Origin of the sequence: Algibacter sp. Ld11, assembly GCF_045066735.1 — a bacterium.
GTDB lineage: Bacteria > Bacteroidota > Bacteroidia > Flavobacteriales > Flavobacteriaceae > Algibacter.
In genome coordinates this window covers 189590-207517 of record NZ_JBISHH010000022.1, presented here as the reverse complement: position 1 = coordinate 207517, position 17928 = coordinate 189590, and the positions used below count along the sequence as shown (strand labels likewise).

Annotated in this window: 10 protein-coding genes; 3 read left to right on the top strand and 7 right to left on the bottom strand. The window is 34.7% G+C overall.

Annotated features, from left to right (window positions below):
* Positions 1 to 287: 287 nt before the first annotated feature.
* The gene (locus tag ACJJV4_RS08975) at positions 288 to 3305 is read right to left on the bottom strand and encodes a T9SS type A sorting domain-containing protein (RefSeq protein ID WP_405293578.1); all 3018 of its coding nucleotides are present in this window, start codon (positions 3303 to 3305) and stop codon (positions 288 to 290) included.
* A 227-nt stretch (positions 3306 to 3532) separates the two neighbouring features.
* On the opposite strand from ACJJV4_RS08975, the gene ACJJV4_RS08970 reads away from it, so the two are divergent.
* From ACJJV4_RS08970 to ACJJV4_RS08960, 3 genes are all read left to right on the top strand, one after another.
* The gene (locus ACJJV4_RS08970; RefSeq protein WP_405293576.1) at positions 3533 to 5143 is read left to right on the top strand and encodes a tetratricopeptide repeat protein; all 1611 of its coding nucleotides are present in this window, start codon (positions 3533 to 3535) and stop codon (positions 5141 to 5143) included.
* Between the two features lie 593 nt (positions 5144 to 5736).
* The gene (locus tag ACJJV4_RS08965; RefSeq protein WP_405293574.1) at positions 5737 to 6975 is read left to right on the top strand and encodes an HYR domain-containing protein; all 1239 of its coding nucleotides are present in this window, start codon (positions 5737 to 5739) and stop codon (positions 6973 to 6975) included.
* A gap of 51 nt (positions 6976 to 7026) precedes the next feature.
* Complete coding sequence (locus tag ACJJV4_RS08960; RefSeq protein ID WP_405293572.1) at positions 7027 to 9495, top strand: glycoside hydrolase family 2 TIM barrel-domain containing protein; 2469 nt, start codon at positions 7027 to 7029, stop codon at positions 9493 to 9495.
* Positions 9496 to 9561: 66 nt separating this feature from the next.
* On the opposite strand, the gene ACJJV4_RS08955 is transcribed toward ACJJV4_RS08960, so the two are convergent.
* From ACJJV4_RS08955 to ACJJV4_RS08930, 6 genes are all read right to left on the bottom strand, one after another.
* Entirely contained in the window at positions 9562 to 9834 is a 273-nt protein-coding gene (locus tag ACJJV4_RS08955; protein ID WP_405293570.1) for a transposase, read from the bottom strand.
* A gap of 319 nt (positions 9835 to 10153) precedes the next feature.
* The gene (locus ACJJV4_RS08950) at positions 10154 to 12880 is read right to left on the bottom strand and encodes a right-handed parallel beta-helix repeat-containing protein (protein ID WP_405293569.1); all 2727 of its coding nucleotides are present in this window, start codon (positions 12878 to 12880) and stop codon (positions 10154 to 10156) included.
* A gap of 114 nt (positions 12881 to 12994) precedes the next feature.
* A complete protein-coding gene (locus ACJJV4_RS08945; RefSeq protein ID WP_405293567.1) occupies positions 12995 to 13699 on the bottom strand; it encodes a fibronectin type III domain-containing protein in 705 nt (234 codons plus the stop codon).
* Positions 13700 to 14148: 449 nt separating this feature from the next.
* Positions 14149 to 14451 (bottom strand): hypothetical protein, encoded by a 303-nt coding sequence (locus tag ACJJV4_RS08940; RefSeq protein WP_405293565.1) that lies wholly within the window; start codon positions 14449 to 14451, stop codon positions 14149 to 14151.
* A gap of 305 nt (positions 14452 to 14756) precedes the next feature.
* Positions 14757 to 15977 carry a right-handed parallel beta-helix repeat-containing protein gene (locus ACJJV4_RS08935; protein ID WP_405293563.1) on the bottom strand — a complete coding sequence of 407 codons (1221 nt, stop codon included), beginning with the start codon at positions 15975 to 15977 and terminating at the stop codon, positions 14757 to 14759.
* Between the two features lie 377 nt (positions 15978 to 16354).
* The gene (locus ACJJV4_RS08930) at positions 16355 to 17917 is read right to left on the bottom strand and encodes an alpha-L-fucosidase (protein ID WP_405293561.1); all 1563 of its coding nucleotides are present in this window, start codon (positions 17915 to 17917) and stop codon (positions 16355 to 16357) included.
* Between the last annotated feature and the right edge of the window lie 11 nt (positions 17918 to 17928).

The following is a 17928-nucleotide window of genomic DNA, read 5'->3' as shown; positions in this document are numbered from 1 at the left end:
TATCATGGCTTCCGATCCTTTATTATTCTTATAGTTATTGGATGTAGATTTTTTGAATTTGGTCGTTTAACTAAAAAATATCAAAAATGCGCAAATCGCAATAAATTTAATAAACTAATTAAGCATCAATCGCTTTGAGATTATTGTATGGTTGATTAGTTACAAACTAAAAACAGTATCTCACTCTTAGTAAAAGATGGGCATTGCCATGTATTATTCAAAAAAACCGAGCCAGTGATTTCTCACTTTGACTCGGTTTTTCCATAAGATCGATTATTACTTCTGTTCTATCGAATTATTATTTTTCGTTGGGTAGAAAAATTTTCGTTTTCAACACTAAGTACGTAAATACCAGGCGATATATTCGAGACATCCATTGTTACATGTTCAGACTGCGCATCTACTGTTGCGATAAGCTGACCGGTTATAGCGATAATGCTGATCTTTGAATTTACAAACCCAGGGCAGCTAATATTCAGAATATCTTCAGCTGGTGATGGGTATACATTAAAAGCATTATATTGTGGCTTATCAACACTTAAACTGCCATCGACTATATTAAACTTGTACACCTTTTTAGCGATATTGGTTTGCCAGTTACCGTTAACAGGGCGAATAGATAAAATAGCGCTATAACCATTAGCGACCTCTAAAGGAACTGCCAATTTTACCACTATCGTTGTTTCACCTTCACCCGCAGGCACTGTTATCTTTGCATTGGTAATGTATAATGGTTGAAGGTCTTTGAGCTCAATGTTAAGGTCCCGCTCCTGTGTTGCAGAATAACTGACCTTAAAGGATAATTCTAATAAATCCTTTGGAATTTCTACTGGGGCATCAATAAAATCAACTAAATCTTCATTAGGCAATAAAGGGCCATCAACCACATCAAACAAATGCTCCTTAGTCATAATACTTGCCTCTATGCCCTCACTTACAGGACAAAGCGCTGAAATCACCTTGTAGCCATCAGCAACAGCAAGAGCGGATGCCAAAGTAAAAATTACATTCGTTGACGACACTCCTCTTTCAACAGGTATTGTTTTGCTATCTATAGTCGTTCCATTAGGGTTTTGAAGATCTACTTTAAGATCTCTTTGCTCATTAGCTCCATAGCTTACGGTTATTGGAATCTCCAACGCAGCGTTTGATACTTTATCCGCAGGATTTACGAAACCCACTTTTTCTGTAATGTCAAAATCATTCTTGTCTACACACACCTCCAAAGCATACCATCGGCCACGAGCAGTAGCGGTACTGGTACCTTCTGGTACTTTTCCGTTTGTTACCTGATTCGAAGTCACTCTAATGATATCGCCTGGCTTGATTGGAGCCTTAGTGTCTATAATCAATTCCTCAATTTCATTTCTTAATTTCTCATCCTCTATGTCGTGTGTAGCTTCATAAGAAGAAGAAATCTGCTGTTCTCCTACTTTCGTCCCGTTCACATAAACGGCATAAGTGCATTCGCCATCGGGCTCTTGCATAGCATGTACCTTATATCGGGCATTACCTTGTGCAGTGCCATTATAAACCACCTCTGCAGCAATAGGACGATTAACACCATTGGTGCCGTTACATTTTATGACTTCTTTGGCAGCTCCTTCCCAGGTTTTACTAACTCTCCACTCTATTGTTGCTGGGTCATAGCCCTCAAGATCCAGATCTGTGAAGTCTTTAGCCACTATCGTTTCGCAGCCTTCTACAACAAGGTTTTCACAATTAGGATCAACGGTTCCTGTCTCCGACCAATACTTATTAGCTTGTGCCTCTGTTTTATTAGAAAAGTCTCCCAACTTAGCTGCAGTACTAGTGGCCATTACAATTTTGTCGATTTGATAGCCATGTGAGCGACCACAAATCTCCATGGTATAAGTTCCTGCTTGTTCTACTTTTATATTTACCCAGTTGTGTGCGTGGTTTTTTTCGCCAATACCGTGCAACCAAAAACCTGGATCACTACGTCCATAAAACTTAAACCAAGATGTTGTCTGTTCAGTACCCCAATAAGCAATACCATCAGAAAATTTCAACCATGCATCATTACTTAAATCAGTACCTTGTTGACCTTCTACTTTTCCTCGTTCTTCTTCATTTTGACGACCAAACCATTTTACGGTATATGTACCAGGTGTGTTTATCGTAAAACTATAAGATAAGATGTTATTAGCATTCTGATTTTGGTAATTGTTAGGTCCATCGTAATAGATGTATTTGCCTCCTGAAGCATATTCTTCATCTGTCCCAAGTTTCCAGTCTCCTTTTAGCGCTATTCTTTCAGCTTCAAATACGAGTAAACCACCTGTTTCATAAACATCAATCGCAGGACAGTAGCCTTCAGCTTCAGGAATGTTACCAGGTTTTACACCATTAATAAATTTAGTCTTTAATTTGCTCGGGTTGCCATATTCGTCGTTATTCAAAAGAAACCATACGATACCAGCGTCAGAAATATCAGGTTTGCTTTTCGAATCAATATTTAATCGATCCCATAGATACTTACAACTAGGATCAAAATGATCTCTCAAGAAATAGTAAGGCGTCCAATTCTTCACACCATCTACTGCAGACGAACTCCAACCATTATTCAAATTTGCAGACTGGTTTTGATCTATAATGCGTTTAAAGTTTGTCCCCTCAATTACTGGAAAATCCGTTAATATATGCTCTACTCTATGATGCTCTGCTCTACGTATATGATTATCATTATAATTGCTATGGGATATTATGTAAAGGTGATTTATAGCATCCTCTTTGCCATCAGCTTTTACTTTCACTAAGGCTTGGTATAAAAATTCGCTAGGTCCCATTTGTACAAAATACAAAGGATCACTTGCTGTTGATATCTTAATCTGCTCAGCCAAATGATTAATAGCTGCTGTATTATTAGCCGAAACATCGAAGAAAACAGAGGCATCAAACTCCGTAAAGAATTCTAAGGCGCCTTCCACACCTTCTTTCATAACATTCGTTTCGCTTGTATGTGCTGGTGATCCTATAAAGTTATTATACGAATAATGCACCAATTTAGCCTCTAGATTGGCATTGGCCAACATGGCTAAAGCGGCAGGTGTTGCACTCCAATCGTCCTCGTCTCCACGTTGCCAGGCCGAGTTATAGGTGAAAGTTTTGCCGGCATCAGCAGCAGGTGCATTTGCAGTCACTGAGCCACCCCAAGTGTTTGGGTCGGGCTGATTATTTCCGTCCGCAGAAATGGCTATACGTTGGTTGCTGTAGCCCCAGCCTTGTGAGAAAACCTGTGTTGCTAAAAAAAGCATGGTAATAAGTAATCCTATTCTTTTCATGGTAATAATAGTTTAGTTAATAGTTTAGTTTTAAGAAATGCACTATTGTGTGTTGGGTTATTATTTTGGTCAATACATGTTTTGATAGCTCCAAAAGTATCTGCAATACACCTAAAAACATAAAAAATTATATTTGTTTTATATTTACAATCGTTACAATTAATCTGTATATTATATTTACAATAAAATAATTTGTAGTTTTTTAAACATTGAAAACCAGTAATTTAATGAGAACAACTTATATATTTATATTAGTATATGCCTTAAGCTCCATATTAACTTTGAGTAATGCTTATGGTATGGATAGCATTACAGAGCATAACCATAATGATGTTTATCATGAGGCTAATAGGTTGTTAGATATTAATGCAGATAGTGCCTTGGTTTTATATAATAAACTAATTACTTATTATACTAAAAGTGTAAATACTGAAAAACTAATTCAATGTTATATTGGCTTGTCAGATGCTTACAAAACTAATGGACAATACAGCAAGGCTTACGAACACTTGTGGGATGCCCTTCTTTTGGGCGAAAAGGAAAATAATCCGCTTATAATAATTGATATTAATATAGACTTATCTGCGCTATACAGCATTTATCAACGTTATGACAAATGCCAACAGTACTTGAAAACTGCATTACAACTTTCAAAAGATAATAGCATAGAAAAAGGTTATCGTCAAGCTAATATTTACTATGGTTTGGCTATCGTAGAACGCAAATTGAAGAATTATGACAAAGCATTGGACTATCTCGACACTTGCCTAATGATTAGAAAGAAGGAACAACAAGGGCAATCCGAATTTAGTTATCTCGACTCGGAACGTGGCAACATATATTTGGAGATGGGCCAACTTGACAATGCTGAAAAATACCTACTTAGATCGCACAAGTATTTTATAAAAAACAACTTAAATTTTGCTATTAAATCTAGTCTAAGTCTGGGTGATCTTTATGCTAAAAAGAAGAATTGGTATCGAGCAAATGAGTATTACAAGGAAAGTCTATCACAATTGCAAAAGGTGCGTTCACATACTGATGTTCTTAGTGAATTACTTGCTAAACTAGCACAAACCAACAGAATTCTAGGTAATACTAGTATCGCTTATGATTTCTTGGAGGAAGCCAATGTGTTAAAAGATAGCTTGTTTAATGCTAGAACTTCAGTTAACAATGAATTGTTTCAAATAAAAAATAAACACGAAGAGACCATTCGTAAAAAAGATGAAGAAATTAAAACACACCTTTCAGAAATAGAGCGTAACAAATTAATCCAATCAAGGTTAAAACTATTAATTGTCTTTATACTGTTTGCACTAGTAGTTATTACTGTAGTGATACGGATGCGTTTGAAGCTTAGAAAGTCGGATATTGAAAAAGAAGCGATTGAATTACAAGCAAAGTTTGACCATGATAAAGCTGAAGCAATCATGGAAATGAAAAATAGAGAGCTTACTTCTAGCACCTTGCAGATGATTGAAAAAGATACGCTTATTGACAAGATGTTAGAAAAACTAAAAAGTGCAACCTTGACAGAGTATAAAAGCATGAAGCGGCTTATTGCACAAAGAAATAACGGAATGTGGGAGCAATTTAATAAACGCTTTACAGAAGTTAATCACGAATTTTATGAACGCTTAAGAAAGCAACACCCTGATTTAACACCTACGGAGCTTAAACACTGTGCGCTTATCAAACTGAATTTTAGCAGTAAAGAAATGTCTCGTTTGCTGAGTATCTCACTAAACAGCGTTAATATTTCAAGACACCGTATTCGAAAAAAGATGTCCCTAAAACGTGATGATAATTTAAGTAGTTATATTGCTGCGATATAATATTGAGCAGAAAGCGGCCGTACATATGCAAATAAAGAAATCAGAACTAAAGAGGGAAAGCCATTTACAAAAATGTATTCGTGCAATACATTTGTGAGACACTACTATATTTACATCCACGACAAGGAGTTGGAACTGTGCTACTTCAAAACATCTGGCTATTTGCCTTTTGTATGCGAGTTCTAAATGAACGCCCGTAACTATCTTAAACGGCAATTTGATATTTACGATGCTGATTATTCGATTCAAGACAATTCGTTTGTATAGGTTTCAGATACCACATTATTATAAAATTGTGTCATTAAAAAAAAACCACGGAAAAACTTCATAACTTAGCAAATAACCCACAACATTCTGATATTTTATACACATTATGAAATCAATAAAAAATTGAAATAGCCCAAGCAGGAGGCACTGGGAAACCTGAAGTTTACCACTACACCAATAACGCTTTCCCTAATGCTAAAAATTGAATATATTTATTTAAGTTCATTCAAGAAAGAAAGTAAAAAAACATACGTTCTAAACTTCAAATCATCTGTTTTACTAACGGTATTCTATTCATAATAAATTTGATGAAAATTAAAATTGTTATGATAAAAACATTTAAGCTTATTCCCCTTTTTCTATTTATTACCATTTTCGCTTGTAGTTGTTCTGGAGATAATGAACCAGCAGACACCATTAAACCTACAATTACTTGTCCAGCAGATATAAATGTTGCTATTTCTTCTACAGAATCTGAGGTAGAAGTTACCTATACTTTACCAACCGTTTCAGATAATATAGGAGCAACAATAATACAGATTGATGGTATTGCTTCTGGAGAAATGTTTCCAATAGGGACCACAACAAACACTTTTCAGGCAAAAGATGCAGCTGGTAATACTGCAAATTGTAGTTTTAACATAACAGTAACCAGTGATGAACCTTCTAGTAGTTTACCATACTTTATTGGTAATAATCCTACACCATCGAATAAAAAATGGGTAAAAGTTGCTGGGTTATCTGATGAGTTTAATGATAGTAAATTTGACACGAACAAATGGAACCCTACACCAGAATTCCTTTGGAATGGTAACGACAGAGGCTGGTACGGATCAAGTCGATCTCTTTTTGAAGCAGATAATGTAAGTACAGGAGATGGTTTTTTAAGAATAGAGGGCGAAAAATTTGATAGCCCAAGATATTCTCCTAAAGATAATACAAACAATCCAGCGGTGCGTAATTACGGCGGTGCTTATATTTATGGTAAAACTTTAGCAGAACCAGGATATTACATAGAAGCCAGAATGAAAGCAAGTGGTACAGCTATGTCTGCAGCATTTTGGTTAAAATCTGAAACCAAACCGTGCGCAAGCAACTTTAATAATGGCGAAGATTTTGAGATAGACATACAAGAGTGTGTTGGTGTTTTTACTGGCGAATTAGGTGATGCTTGGACTAATGATGATTGGGCAGTAAATTCTAAATGGGACAGGATATTTCATTACAACACCCATAGACATAACACTCCATGTAGCAATATAGGCAATAGACAAACTAGAGGAGGTAAAACAAATTTTGACAAAAAAAACTCCGAAGAGTTTCATGTTTACGCAGCTCATTGGTATGCTGATGGTAGTAAAGTAGATTTTTACATTGATGGAAAACTAGAAGAATCGGTTACTCCTGCAATCCCTTTCACAGGAGCTTTACGCTTAATAATGTCTAGTAATTTTTATGATTGGATTGAAGAAACTACTGCAGAAGAAATGGGTTTCAACAAACCTTTAGAAGATAGATACACAAAATTTGATTGGGTAAGAGTTTGGAAGCTTGAAGACTTATAAACCTTGCCATTAATCAAGCATAGTTTGTTTAATAAAAAACACAATAAGTTAATGAAAGCTATAAAACCAATATTAATTTTCTTCATAATTCTAACATTTCTATCATGCGATTCTCCAAAACCAATACCATTGGATGACCAAAATTTTAACAAAGATTGGCTATTTCAAAAAGGAGAAATAAAAAATGGCGAATCATTTGTTTTAAACGATTCTGAATGGAGACGATTAAATCTTCCTCATGATTGGGCAATAGAAGGTCCTTTTGATAAAAAACATAATGCTAGAACAGGCGGGTTACCAGTTCATGGCGAAGCTTGGTACAGAAAACATTTTACAATATCGAAAGATAACATTCACAAAACAATTTCTGTTGAGTTTGATGGCGCAATGAATAATGCAAAGGTTTGGTTAAATGGTACGTATATTGGCGAAAGACCTTATGGCTATATTGGTTTTGAGTTTGATTTGACCAAGCATATCAAATTTGGGGAAGACAATGTAATAGCTGTTCAGTTAGCGCCTCAAGATTTATCTGCCCGTTGGTACCCCGGAGCTGGAATTTACAGAAATGTAAGGCTAAAAATTAATGAACCAATCCATATACCACAATATGGAACATTTGTAACTACTCCAGAAGTTTCAAAAGAAAAGGCATTAGTTAATGTTGAAACTAAAATTGCAAATTTAAGTGGAACAGCTTTAGAAGTTGTTTTAAAAACTTCAATCAAAAATAATAAAGGAAAAGTTGTAGCAGAAGACACTTCAACTTTTAATTTGGATAAAGAAACTAAAGAAAATATTCAGATAACTATTAATAATCCTGATTTATGGGATATTACTAATCCTGTTCTATATTCAGCAACAAGTAGTGTGTTAGTCGGAGATATTCTTTTAGACGAATACAATACGGATTTTGGTATTAGAACTATTGATTTTGATAGAAATAAAGGATTTTTATTAAACGGAAATCAAGTAGAATTAAATGGTGTTTGTATGCATCATGACCAAGGCCCTTTAGGTACTGCAATTAATTACAGAGCAAAAGAACGGCAGATGCAAATTATGCAAAGTATGGGTGTTAATGCATTACGCACAAGTCATAACCCTCCCTCTCCAGAAATATTAAAGGTTTGTGATAAGTTAGGTATAGTTGTTATAGTTGAAGCTTTTGACGAATGGAAAATTGGAAAAGTTGAAAACGGATATAATAAATATTTCGACAAATGGCATGAATTAGATTTAAGAGATATGATTAAAAGAGACCGTAATCATCCTTCTGTAATTATGTGGAGTATTGGAAATGAAATATTAGAGCAAAGTCAAAAAGATGGTTGGAAAGTTGCAAAACTGCTGAATGATATTTGCCATGACGAAGACAATACAAGACCAACTACAGTTGGGTTTAATTATTTTCCAGCCCCTTTCGTGAACAAACTAGCGGATTATGTAGATGTCATTGGAATGAACTATTGGCCTGAAAATTATAATGAAATTTTAGAGAAAAACCCTAACTATATTGTTTATGGGTCTGAAACGTCTTCACAAACAAGTAGTCGAGGTGTTTATCATTTACCAATAGAGTTTAACGAAAAACATGAAACAAACCATGTGTCTAGTTATGACGTTATAGTTGGGCCGCCTTGGGCATATGCTCCAGATATTGAGTTCGATGCACAGGTAAAAGCTCCTAGGTCATTAGGTGAATTTATGTGGACAGGTTTCGATTATATTGGAGAACCAACTCCTTATGGAGGAAGCGACAACTCCACTCATGGTTATTGGAACTTAGATTGGCCTTCGCGCTCGTCTTATTTTGCACCTGTGGATTTGGCTGGCTTTCCAAAAGATAGATATTATTTATATCAAAGCCAATGGACAGAAGAACCAATGGTTCATGTATTGCCACATTGGAACTGGGAAGAAAAAGAAGGAGAAAGTATTCCCGTTTTCGCCTATACGAACGCTGAAGAAGTTGAATTGTTTGTAAACGGAAAATCGTTTGGTAAAAAAGTAAAAGGAAAAGACATTACTGAAATTCCATCAGAATATCATTTTTTCAAAAAAGGCATGTATAAATCAAAATATAGATTGTCTTGGAATGTCCCTTACCAAGCAGGAAGCATCAAAGTTGTAGCTTATAACGATGGGAAAGAAGTAGCAACTAAAGGAATAAAAACGGCTGATAAACCCCATAAAATTAACTTGGTGGCAGATAGAACAGAAATAACTTCAGATGGAACTGATTTGTCATTCATTACTGTAAAAATTGAAGATAAAGATGGAAATATTTGTCCTATGGCAGATAATATAGTCAAATTTAAAATTGAAGGAGAAGCCACTTTAGCAGCAGTTGGCAATGGAGACCCAACATCTTTAACATCATTTCAAGCTAACAATAAGGAAGCATTTAATGGATTGTGTTTGTTAGTTGTTAAATCCACTGAAAAAAGTGGTGAGATAAAAATCACAGCTACTTCTGACGGATTAGAGCCGCAGACTATTATATTAAATTCTATGTAAGTATAAAATTTCAGGGTTAAGCTATTTATAGCTTAATCCTGTTTTCAAATTTAACTAAAAAATGATTTAGTATATCCATCCAAACAATAAAGAAGGTGGCTTCCACAGGTCTTTCCTTAAAGCAATAACATCTCCAGTAATCTTATCTATAATCCTTGATATAATAGATGTAGAGATTTTAAAATCGTAGAGTTCTCGCATTTGTTCTTCAATATCGCTGTTACTCATCCCCTTGGTATAAAGGGATATAATAATGTTTTCTATATCTTCTGTGGTACTTTCTCTTTTCTTTACAATTAAAGGATTAAAAGAGCTGTTGCGGTCTCTTGATGCTTGCATTTCTGTCTCGCCTAAAGTTGACTTTAACTTCTTTATTGAATAGTTGCTCCAAAAAGGAGGTTAATTCTAATCCGGTCTTGAATTGCTTTAAAAAGTCTTCGTGCAATAAATCTTCTAGTTTCATAAATGTGTAAAATTTAAATTTGATAAATAAAAAATCTCAGATTAAAATTTAACCTGAGATTTTAAAACTTAAAAAGTTTATACGATAATGCAAAAAACTAGAGAAGTCTTTTCTGGAGTATTACCATTATCATCACCTCCATCACTACCTCCAAAAAAGGAAACAGCACAAACTATTCCTTAAATTTTAATTATATCATCGCTTAATTATTTTAGATTGGAAATTAACATTATTTGCAGTAACATTTACAAAGTACATACCAGAAGTAAGGGATTGAGCATCTACATCTAACTTTACACCAGGGTTAAATACATTTTTTTGAAACACCACCTGTCCAGTAATAGATATGATTTGATAATTTACTACTTGTTTTTGAGTATTTGGAAAAGCAATAGTAAATTTATTATCAACTAAAGTTGGACTAATCACTACCTGATCATAAACCACAATACTTTCCTTATACTGTCCTTGGCAATCTTTATTAGTAGTAACTTTTAAATTATTTTCACCAGAGTTTAAATCAAGGGTAACACTGCTTTGATCGGTAATTGTTAACACATCATTTAGCTCAACTCTATATAAAGAACTTCCCTGCAAATTAAGAGTAACACTTTGTTTTGTGTTATCTACTTTAGAAAATACAGATAAATCTTCAGGTTCCGTAATTGTTACATTAAAGCATTGTTTATAGTCTGCATCTGCTGTAGTTGTAATACAGATTGTATAATTATCTGCAGGTAAATTGTCAAATACAGTATTTGACGTAAATGTTTTTTCAGTACTTGCTTCTTCTATTTTTGCTATAAAAGTATAAGCAGTTTCTTTTGAAGTAATTGATACAGAACCATTATTGCTACTTGCGCATGTTTCACCAGTACTTAATACGGAGAAATTATCTGCGGCTAAAGAAAAGAATGGACAACCATCAGCATTAACAGAGGTACCAATTGGAGTATCTGGGCATAAGTCAAAGTCATCAGCTACACCATCTAAATCTTGATCATCTGCTGGTAAATTAACACATTCTTCTCCAGGTAAACCGTAGCATCCTAATAAGGCTGGTCCATAAAGTGGTTCCCAAGTTATTCCTGCAACCCAATTATCTCCACCATTTTCGTATGCACCAACATCAGGAGCATTACCAAAAAATCCATCTGTAATGTTAGAGATTTCTTTTCCTTGATTAATAGGACTTGAACCTGTTTTTAGATTAAAATTACCGTTAGCTTCATCCACAAATACACTAGCATCAACAACTAGATTATTCTGTTTATCAGATTGTGGTTCCCACTCCCCTTTACTACCTAGGTTATTCCAAACTTTAACATTGGTAAAAGATGTACCCTCTTTATGCCACGCTCCCATTTCTCTTTCACCATTCCATAACGTATTATTATATATTTCTATGTCTGTTCCATTCCAGTTTATCTGAATATTAGACCATTCGGTATTCCAAACCACGTTATGGTGAACTTTAAAACTAGCTGCATCATTATCTAGGTAAATTCCTGCTGCTTTTTTTAGACTTCCTCTAGACTCTGCATCGTGAAACCAGTTATGATGGATCTCTGTATTTTCCTGCCTTCCAACAGTGTAAAAAAGACCACAATCGTCTGCTATTAAGTTACTTCTGGAGACATCATTGTATGCCAGCTCATTATTTTTTCCACTAAAGTTTATAGCGTCTCGACCTCCTTTTCTAACCGTATTATTAATGAATTTAGAGTTGTTCATCCCCCTTAAAACCACAGGAGCATCGTAAGATCCTAAGGTGTTAAAATCATGAATTAAATTGTCTTTTATCATATGATTTTCTCCTCTCGCATTAATTCCTGTTGCGGATCCAAAAGCGATTTCACATTTTTCTATGGTGTTATTAGAACCTTGTAGTTTAATTGCAGCAGCTCCAGCACTAAAGCTAGTTGTAATACCCTGAGTATATGAACCGTAAAATGAAGAAATACCATATAAAACATTATTAGTGGTATTGCTATTTGTTTGCCATGTAGTAGAATCTTCTAAATTTATACCACCACCAAAAACAGCTAAATTTCTAACTTCAATATATTTTTTGTTTTTTAAATTAATAGTTTCTTTTCTTCTTCTCATTTTAACCGAACCATCTGCAGGGGCTGCTCCACCTGGTAATTGCACGAAAAGCTCTTGAGTAGCTGAATTATAATACCATTCATTTTGATAATCTAAAGCTCCTTTTACACCTTCTAAATAAAAATCACCAAGATCTGCCGGCGCATGAAAAGTACGAATCCATTCTGGGTCTTTATTTAAGTCAAAATTCACTCTTCCTGCAGAACTACTTGTAATTTGTGATTTCCAAGCAATCCAACCAGAACCAGACTTATCACCGTAAAACCATACCGCACCTCCGGTCCAATCAATACCTGGTATAGAGGTTTCTGTTAAAAAAGCCCCTGTACTTACATCAGAACTGCTACCGCCAGTATTTCTAATAGAGCCAAGAGCAAATGGGTCTTCTTCAGTTTTATTTGGCCACCTTGCTAAATCTAAAGCAGTTTCATTATACATAACAAAGTTTTCTTGGCCCAAAGAAGCGAAAGGCACGGTTATTTTATATATGGCACCACTATCTTGGGTCCAACCAGATAAAGCTTCCATTGCAGTTATTATTACGCGTTCTCCTGGATAAGATTGAAATATTATTGGACTACCTGCTGTACCAGAATTTAAAGGCGCTAGGGTTTCTTCGTAAGTTCCTTCTCTTATATATACAGTATCACCTGCAACTGCTACTTCGGCTGCCTTTGTAATTGTTAGATAAGGATTTTCTATAGTGCCATCATTTGAATCGTCTCCTTCTTTCGATACATATATATCTGTAGCGAAAGAGTTTAAGACTAATAGTAAAAATGGTAGTAAAATGATTTTTTTAGATAATTTCATAGCATATGCTTTTTTTAGCTTTTCTGGGTGTTTTTGAAGCCATATTATTAATTTCAAATTATTCTGAACTTAAATCGTATAATTGAAATGATTGCTATCCGCTTCATAATAGTATTATTGCGTTCTAAACTCGAAAACAGGAGATTCAGAGTTGTTTCCATGTGTGTCTGTAGTAACCACTTTCCAATAGTAAACAGTATTTGCCGTTAGCCCACTTGCGCTACTACTTGTACTTGATATTGATTCTAGCAAAGTAGTAGGTGAATTACTGGTACCTAAGTACACATCGTAACTCTCAATATCATTATCGATGTCACTACCATTCCATTCTAAAGTAGTAGTGGTACTGGTTAATCCTCCCATGTTAGGAGCTACAAGTTCAGCAGGGAATGGGGCATAGTTCTCAACACCCAATCCTGCATTGTAAAATTTCCAAGTATCACTTGTTGCTGTAGTGGTATTTGAATTGGATTTAGAGATAACGCTCCACGAGTAAGGAACTCCTCTTAAGAGATTTTCTGACTGACTTGTATTAGTAGTATTAATATTTCTAGTCGTATTATCAACAAGATTTTTTAGCACTATTGTATATTTATTTGTATTCGCTGAAGCGTTCCATTCAAAAGTTACTTTAGTTTGTGTCTCAGAGATAATATCCCCTTCATTACATTCAGAATTATTTAATGGAAAAACAAGAGTAGCCTTTTCAGGAGCTTTACCACCATCATCGTCACCTCCACCGTCACCTCCGCTACATCCGTAAAAGGAAACCGTACAAACTATTATTAAAATTTTAATTATGAATTTAACTTTTATCATTGTTTAATTATTTTAGATTGGAAATTAACATTAATTGTAGTAATAAATTATAGACAGATTCTGTAATCGTTAAACATATTATTCCCTTATGATATTTAACTTGAACAAAATTAATTGAAGACTAACTTGGTTGATTGAACATATGTTTAAAATTGTGTAACGAATGTGTTTTCTTGTGTATTTAATTTTTAAAAGATATATATTACAACCATGTTGCTGGTATAGCAAAATTGTATATTCTATCAAACCTCATTTATTTAATCACATGTTTCTTTATAAACTTTAAAAGTGAAGATGTAGGCTTCCAAAAGAAGGGAAGCCTAAATGCTCTGCGTATTTACCGCATAATAATAAAAATTTTGAGAGTTGGATTGTTGAAGATGTTATTGAAAATATTGATAACGAGAGTAAAGAATCTGATTTATTTATTTATTTATTTATTTATTTATTTATTTATTTATTTCAGGATTATCTATGGGAGGATATGGCGCCTTAAGAATAGAAGTAAAACAACCAAATTGAGCTATTTTTTTGATACCACAGCACCAGCTTTTTTTACTAAAAGTAACATTGCCAACCACAGTATCTTTCTCCATTTTTTCACCTATAACATGAAGAAAACCATCGCTTATCGATACCTGTGATGGCATAAATAAACCTCGCGGTCTACCTTTCGAAGTTGGATGATGGTCTAGCCATTTCGATTTATCTAATTCCGTACCATTAAATTCATCTGAAAAATCAGGATTCATAACCCAACATTTACCCATTAGAAGTTCAGGTGGTCTAGACTGTGCGCTAAACGCACATCCCAATTAAAAAAATCAATACTACTGCCAACAATTTTTTTACCAACATATTTTAAATTTAAATTAGCATGAGTTCAATTAAGAATTGTTTGGTCCTTCCCCTTTGGGTCGGGATTTCCATTCCAAGTCCTCGCACCTCTTTCGTCGAGCTGTGGTCTTTACGATACAATCCCTAACAAGGGTGTATCTGCCATCATTAGTACTTCAAAAAAAACTAAAGTTCCAATACGCAAAAATGCTATTTATTTCTAGTTCACTAAACGAAATCCACCACCTTCAATCTTTTCAATTTTCGGCTTCACATAAGCATTATCCTTAATAATAGACGATTCGTTTCCACCACGATCACTAACACCTTCTTTACTCGAACTGTGATACATAGCATTACTTGAAATCACACTACCCTTAAGATTTTTGGCAATAATCCCATAAAACGGATAAGGAAATTCAAACTTATGCTCTTTACGATTGTACCAACCCCAAATACTATTGCCTGTTACAGATACACCATTTACATTCTCCAACCAAATCTGTGAACAAGCATCATCTTGAGAGTCTACACCGTTACTTCTAAATAAATTACCAGAAATAGTATGAGCGGTTCCGTTGGTGATTTTTATACCGGGACCAAAATTATGATCAACAGCACATCCCGTAATTTGCATTGAGTTAGATTTGTTTAAATAAATACCTCCTTTTTTATTCCACTCAATACGGTTAGCCGTTACCATGACTGATGCCCCTCCAAAAAACTTCAAATCCTTTATTTCTTCGTCCGTTTTATCCGGATGCGGTTCGCCTCTTGCAAAAAGCCCAAAGCCTCCATTAGCCGTAAACTGATTATCAATCATCCAACCATCATAACCTCCAGTTACATCCACACCATGTTCTTGATTGAACATTAGTAAGCAACGACGAACTCCAAAAACCCATGAGCGTTCTAAACGAATACCTGAACCACTAAAATGCTGTATCCTACAATCTTCTATGTTATTATTTTGTTCACAGCCCGAATGTCGTGCATAAATACCATGCATACGTTTTCCCAGTTTCTTCCCATCTAGCGTTAATCCTATAATTCGTATACCACGATTATTATCCAAATCCAGTAAGGCACGACCATTACCAGAATTTGCCGTTAAAATGGTTTTTCCAATATAATCTTTATCGGCTTTATCTTTATTTGCATAAGCCCAAGCTGAATAACCTAACAATGTAATGTGGCTTGGCACTTTAACGGGATGAATTAAATAATTTCCATGTGGAAAATATACTGTTCCTTCAGTTTGGGTTGCCGCTTCCATAGCTTTTAAAAGTGCCGGAGTATCATCCGTTTTACCATCACCCTTCGCTCCAAATGATTTAATATTGAGAAATGTATTATCTGGATTTTGAGAATATATAGATGTATTAACCAATACCACAACAAATATTATGAGCACATTGACCAAGTTCTTTTTTGAATTCATGATTTACATTTATTAAGTCTTTATAAATTAGTTTGAATCACATATATAAAATGAATTGATGGATTTAAATTATACATCAATACACGAAGTATTTTTCTTCACCAACTTCAATAGCATAATCACCCTGTCATAATCGCGCCACGTATTGGTCTTCTAAGTGGACTTACATCAAAGTCCGTAAAGCCAACTGACATTTTATAAAACGAATCAATATTTGGTGTTTTAAGCCGCGAGGTTCCGTTAAAACCCAAATCACCCATGCCTTGATCATCAGCTAAAATTAAAAAAAGACATTAGGTGGTTTTTGATTTTTTTCTTGTGAATAGCAGGTTGTTATTAATTGCCTTTGTCCAATAATTGTTTTGATTGCGATTATTTTAATCTACATGTGCATCAACTCCTCCACCAATATTATTTTCAGTGTACCCTTCTAAAACTATTCTATAAGCATGAGCATAATCAGTTGGAAATGTTTGCGGTGTTTGAATAACAAGTCCTCTTTCATTTCTCTCCCATTTCGTGTCCTCTTTACTTCCTAGAAGTTCAATCTTTAATATTTTAGAATTTAAAACCCCGAGTTGTGTACTTAAAGATTTAATAATAATCTCATTTTCTGGTGTATCCATTACAATAGCAAAGAATTCTTTATCTGATTTTTTAGTAAATCTGATATCTGTATTCTTATATTCTATCTTTATTTTTTCTTCAACTTTATGTCCGCCCTCTGGTAATCGCGTTGGGCCTTCACCAAAAATTGTCCAAGGTCTAGTACCATAAATAGCATCACCATTAACCTCTAACCATGCCCCCATATCAATTAACAAATCGGCCATAACTTTTGGTATTGAGCCATCAGGATTTGGTGGAACATTCAATAACATCACACCATTTTTTGCTACAATATCAATTAAAACATCAATTAGCTCATTAGGTGTTTTAAACACTGCTCCAGGTCGATAAAACCAAGCACCAGGAGACGTATCGGTTAACCAAATATTTTCCTTAGGTTGATTTGGACGACCACGTTCGTAATCTTTTATTGCAGTTGCTTCTGTAAATGTTGCTTCTTTATAACATACAGCCACCTCTTTGTTCCATTCTAAACCCTTATTGTAGTAATATGATAAGAATTCTAAACGAGACTCTTCAGTCATATTCTCAAGCCACCAATCAAACCAAATTAAATCTGGTTGATAGACATCAATAAATTCTTTTAATTTAGCCCACCAATCTTCATAAAATTGTGCATCTGGCACATCTGAATCTAATGTATGTGGGTTTGTATATAAATCGTAATCCTTTGGATCAATTCCACCATGTGCATGTGCAGGTGCAAAATATTTCCAAGTAAAAGCATGATGAAAAGACCCCATAAACTTCATACCTTTAGCTTCAATTTCTTTTTTAAGAGCTGCGGATGGATCAATCCCTCCATAATTCATGGAATTCCATCGCGTTGTTTTACTGTCCCACATAGCAAAATTATCATGATGCATAGCCACAGGACCTGCAAATTTTGCTCCTGACTTCGCGAACAAATCAGCCCATTCTTTAGCATTGAAACCAGAAGCATCAAACTGCTCTATAATATAATTGTATCCGTACTTTTTAGGATTTCCATACTTTTTTTTATGGTGAATATAATTGTTGGAAGGCTTTCCGTTTTTGGTTTTAACCTTTTTACCATCTTCATACATTTTCATGCCATGCCAACCGGCATACCAAGTATCAGGGTCACTCCCTTCAAATGCAGAAGAAACCGGTCCCCAATGTGCATAAATACCCAGTTTAGCATCTTTAAACCAACCTGGTGCGGGATTTACTTTTTCAATAGATTTCCAGTCTTCTTTATAAGTTTCTTTACTCTGACTATTAATGTTATTTACAATACAAAACACAAGAGTGAATAAGAGAAAAGAGGATAATTTAATCGTTCTCATTTGTTTGGTTT

Coding starts and splice junctions, on each gene's coding strand:
- ACJJV4_RS08975 (WP_405293578.1), bottom strand. CDS start 3,305: ATGAAAAGAATAGGATTACTTATTACCATGCTTTTTTTAGCAACACAG.
- ACJJV4_RS08970 (WP_405293576.1), top strand. CDS start 3,533: ATGAGAACAACTTATATATTTATATTAGTATATGCCTTAAGCTCCATA.
- ACJJV4_RS08965 (WP_405293574.1), top strand. CDS start 5,737: ATGATAAAAACATTTAAGCTTATTCCCCTTTTTCTATTTATTACCATT.
- ACJJV4_RS08960 (WP_405293572.1), top strand. CDS start 7,027: ATGAAAGCTATAAAACCAATATTAATTTTCTTCATAATTCTAACATTT.
- ACJJV4_RS08955 (WP_405293570.1), bottom strand. CDS start 9,834: ATGCAAGCATCAAGAGACCGCAACAGCTCTTTTAATCCTTTAATTGTA.
- ACJJV4_RS08950 (WP_405293569.1), bottom strand. CDS start 12,880: ATGAAATTATCTAAAAAAATCATTTTACTACCATTTTTACTATTAGTC.
- ACJJV4_RS08945 (WP_405293567.1), bottom strand. CDS start 13,699: ATGATAAAAGTTAAATTCATAATTAAAATTTTAATAATAGTTTGTACG.
- ACJJV4_RS08940 (WP_405293565.1), bottom strand. CDS start 14,451: ATGAATCCTGATTTTTCAGATGAATTTAATGGTACGGAATTAGATAAA.
- ACJJV4_RS08935 (WP_405293563.1), bottom strand. CDS start 15,977: ATGAATTCAAAAAAGAACTTGGTCAATGTGCTCATAATATTTGTTGTG.
- ACJJV4_RS08930 (WP_405293561.1), bottom strand. CDS start 17,917: ATGAGAACGATTAAATTATCCTCTTTTCTCTTATTCACTCTTGTGTTT.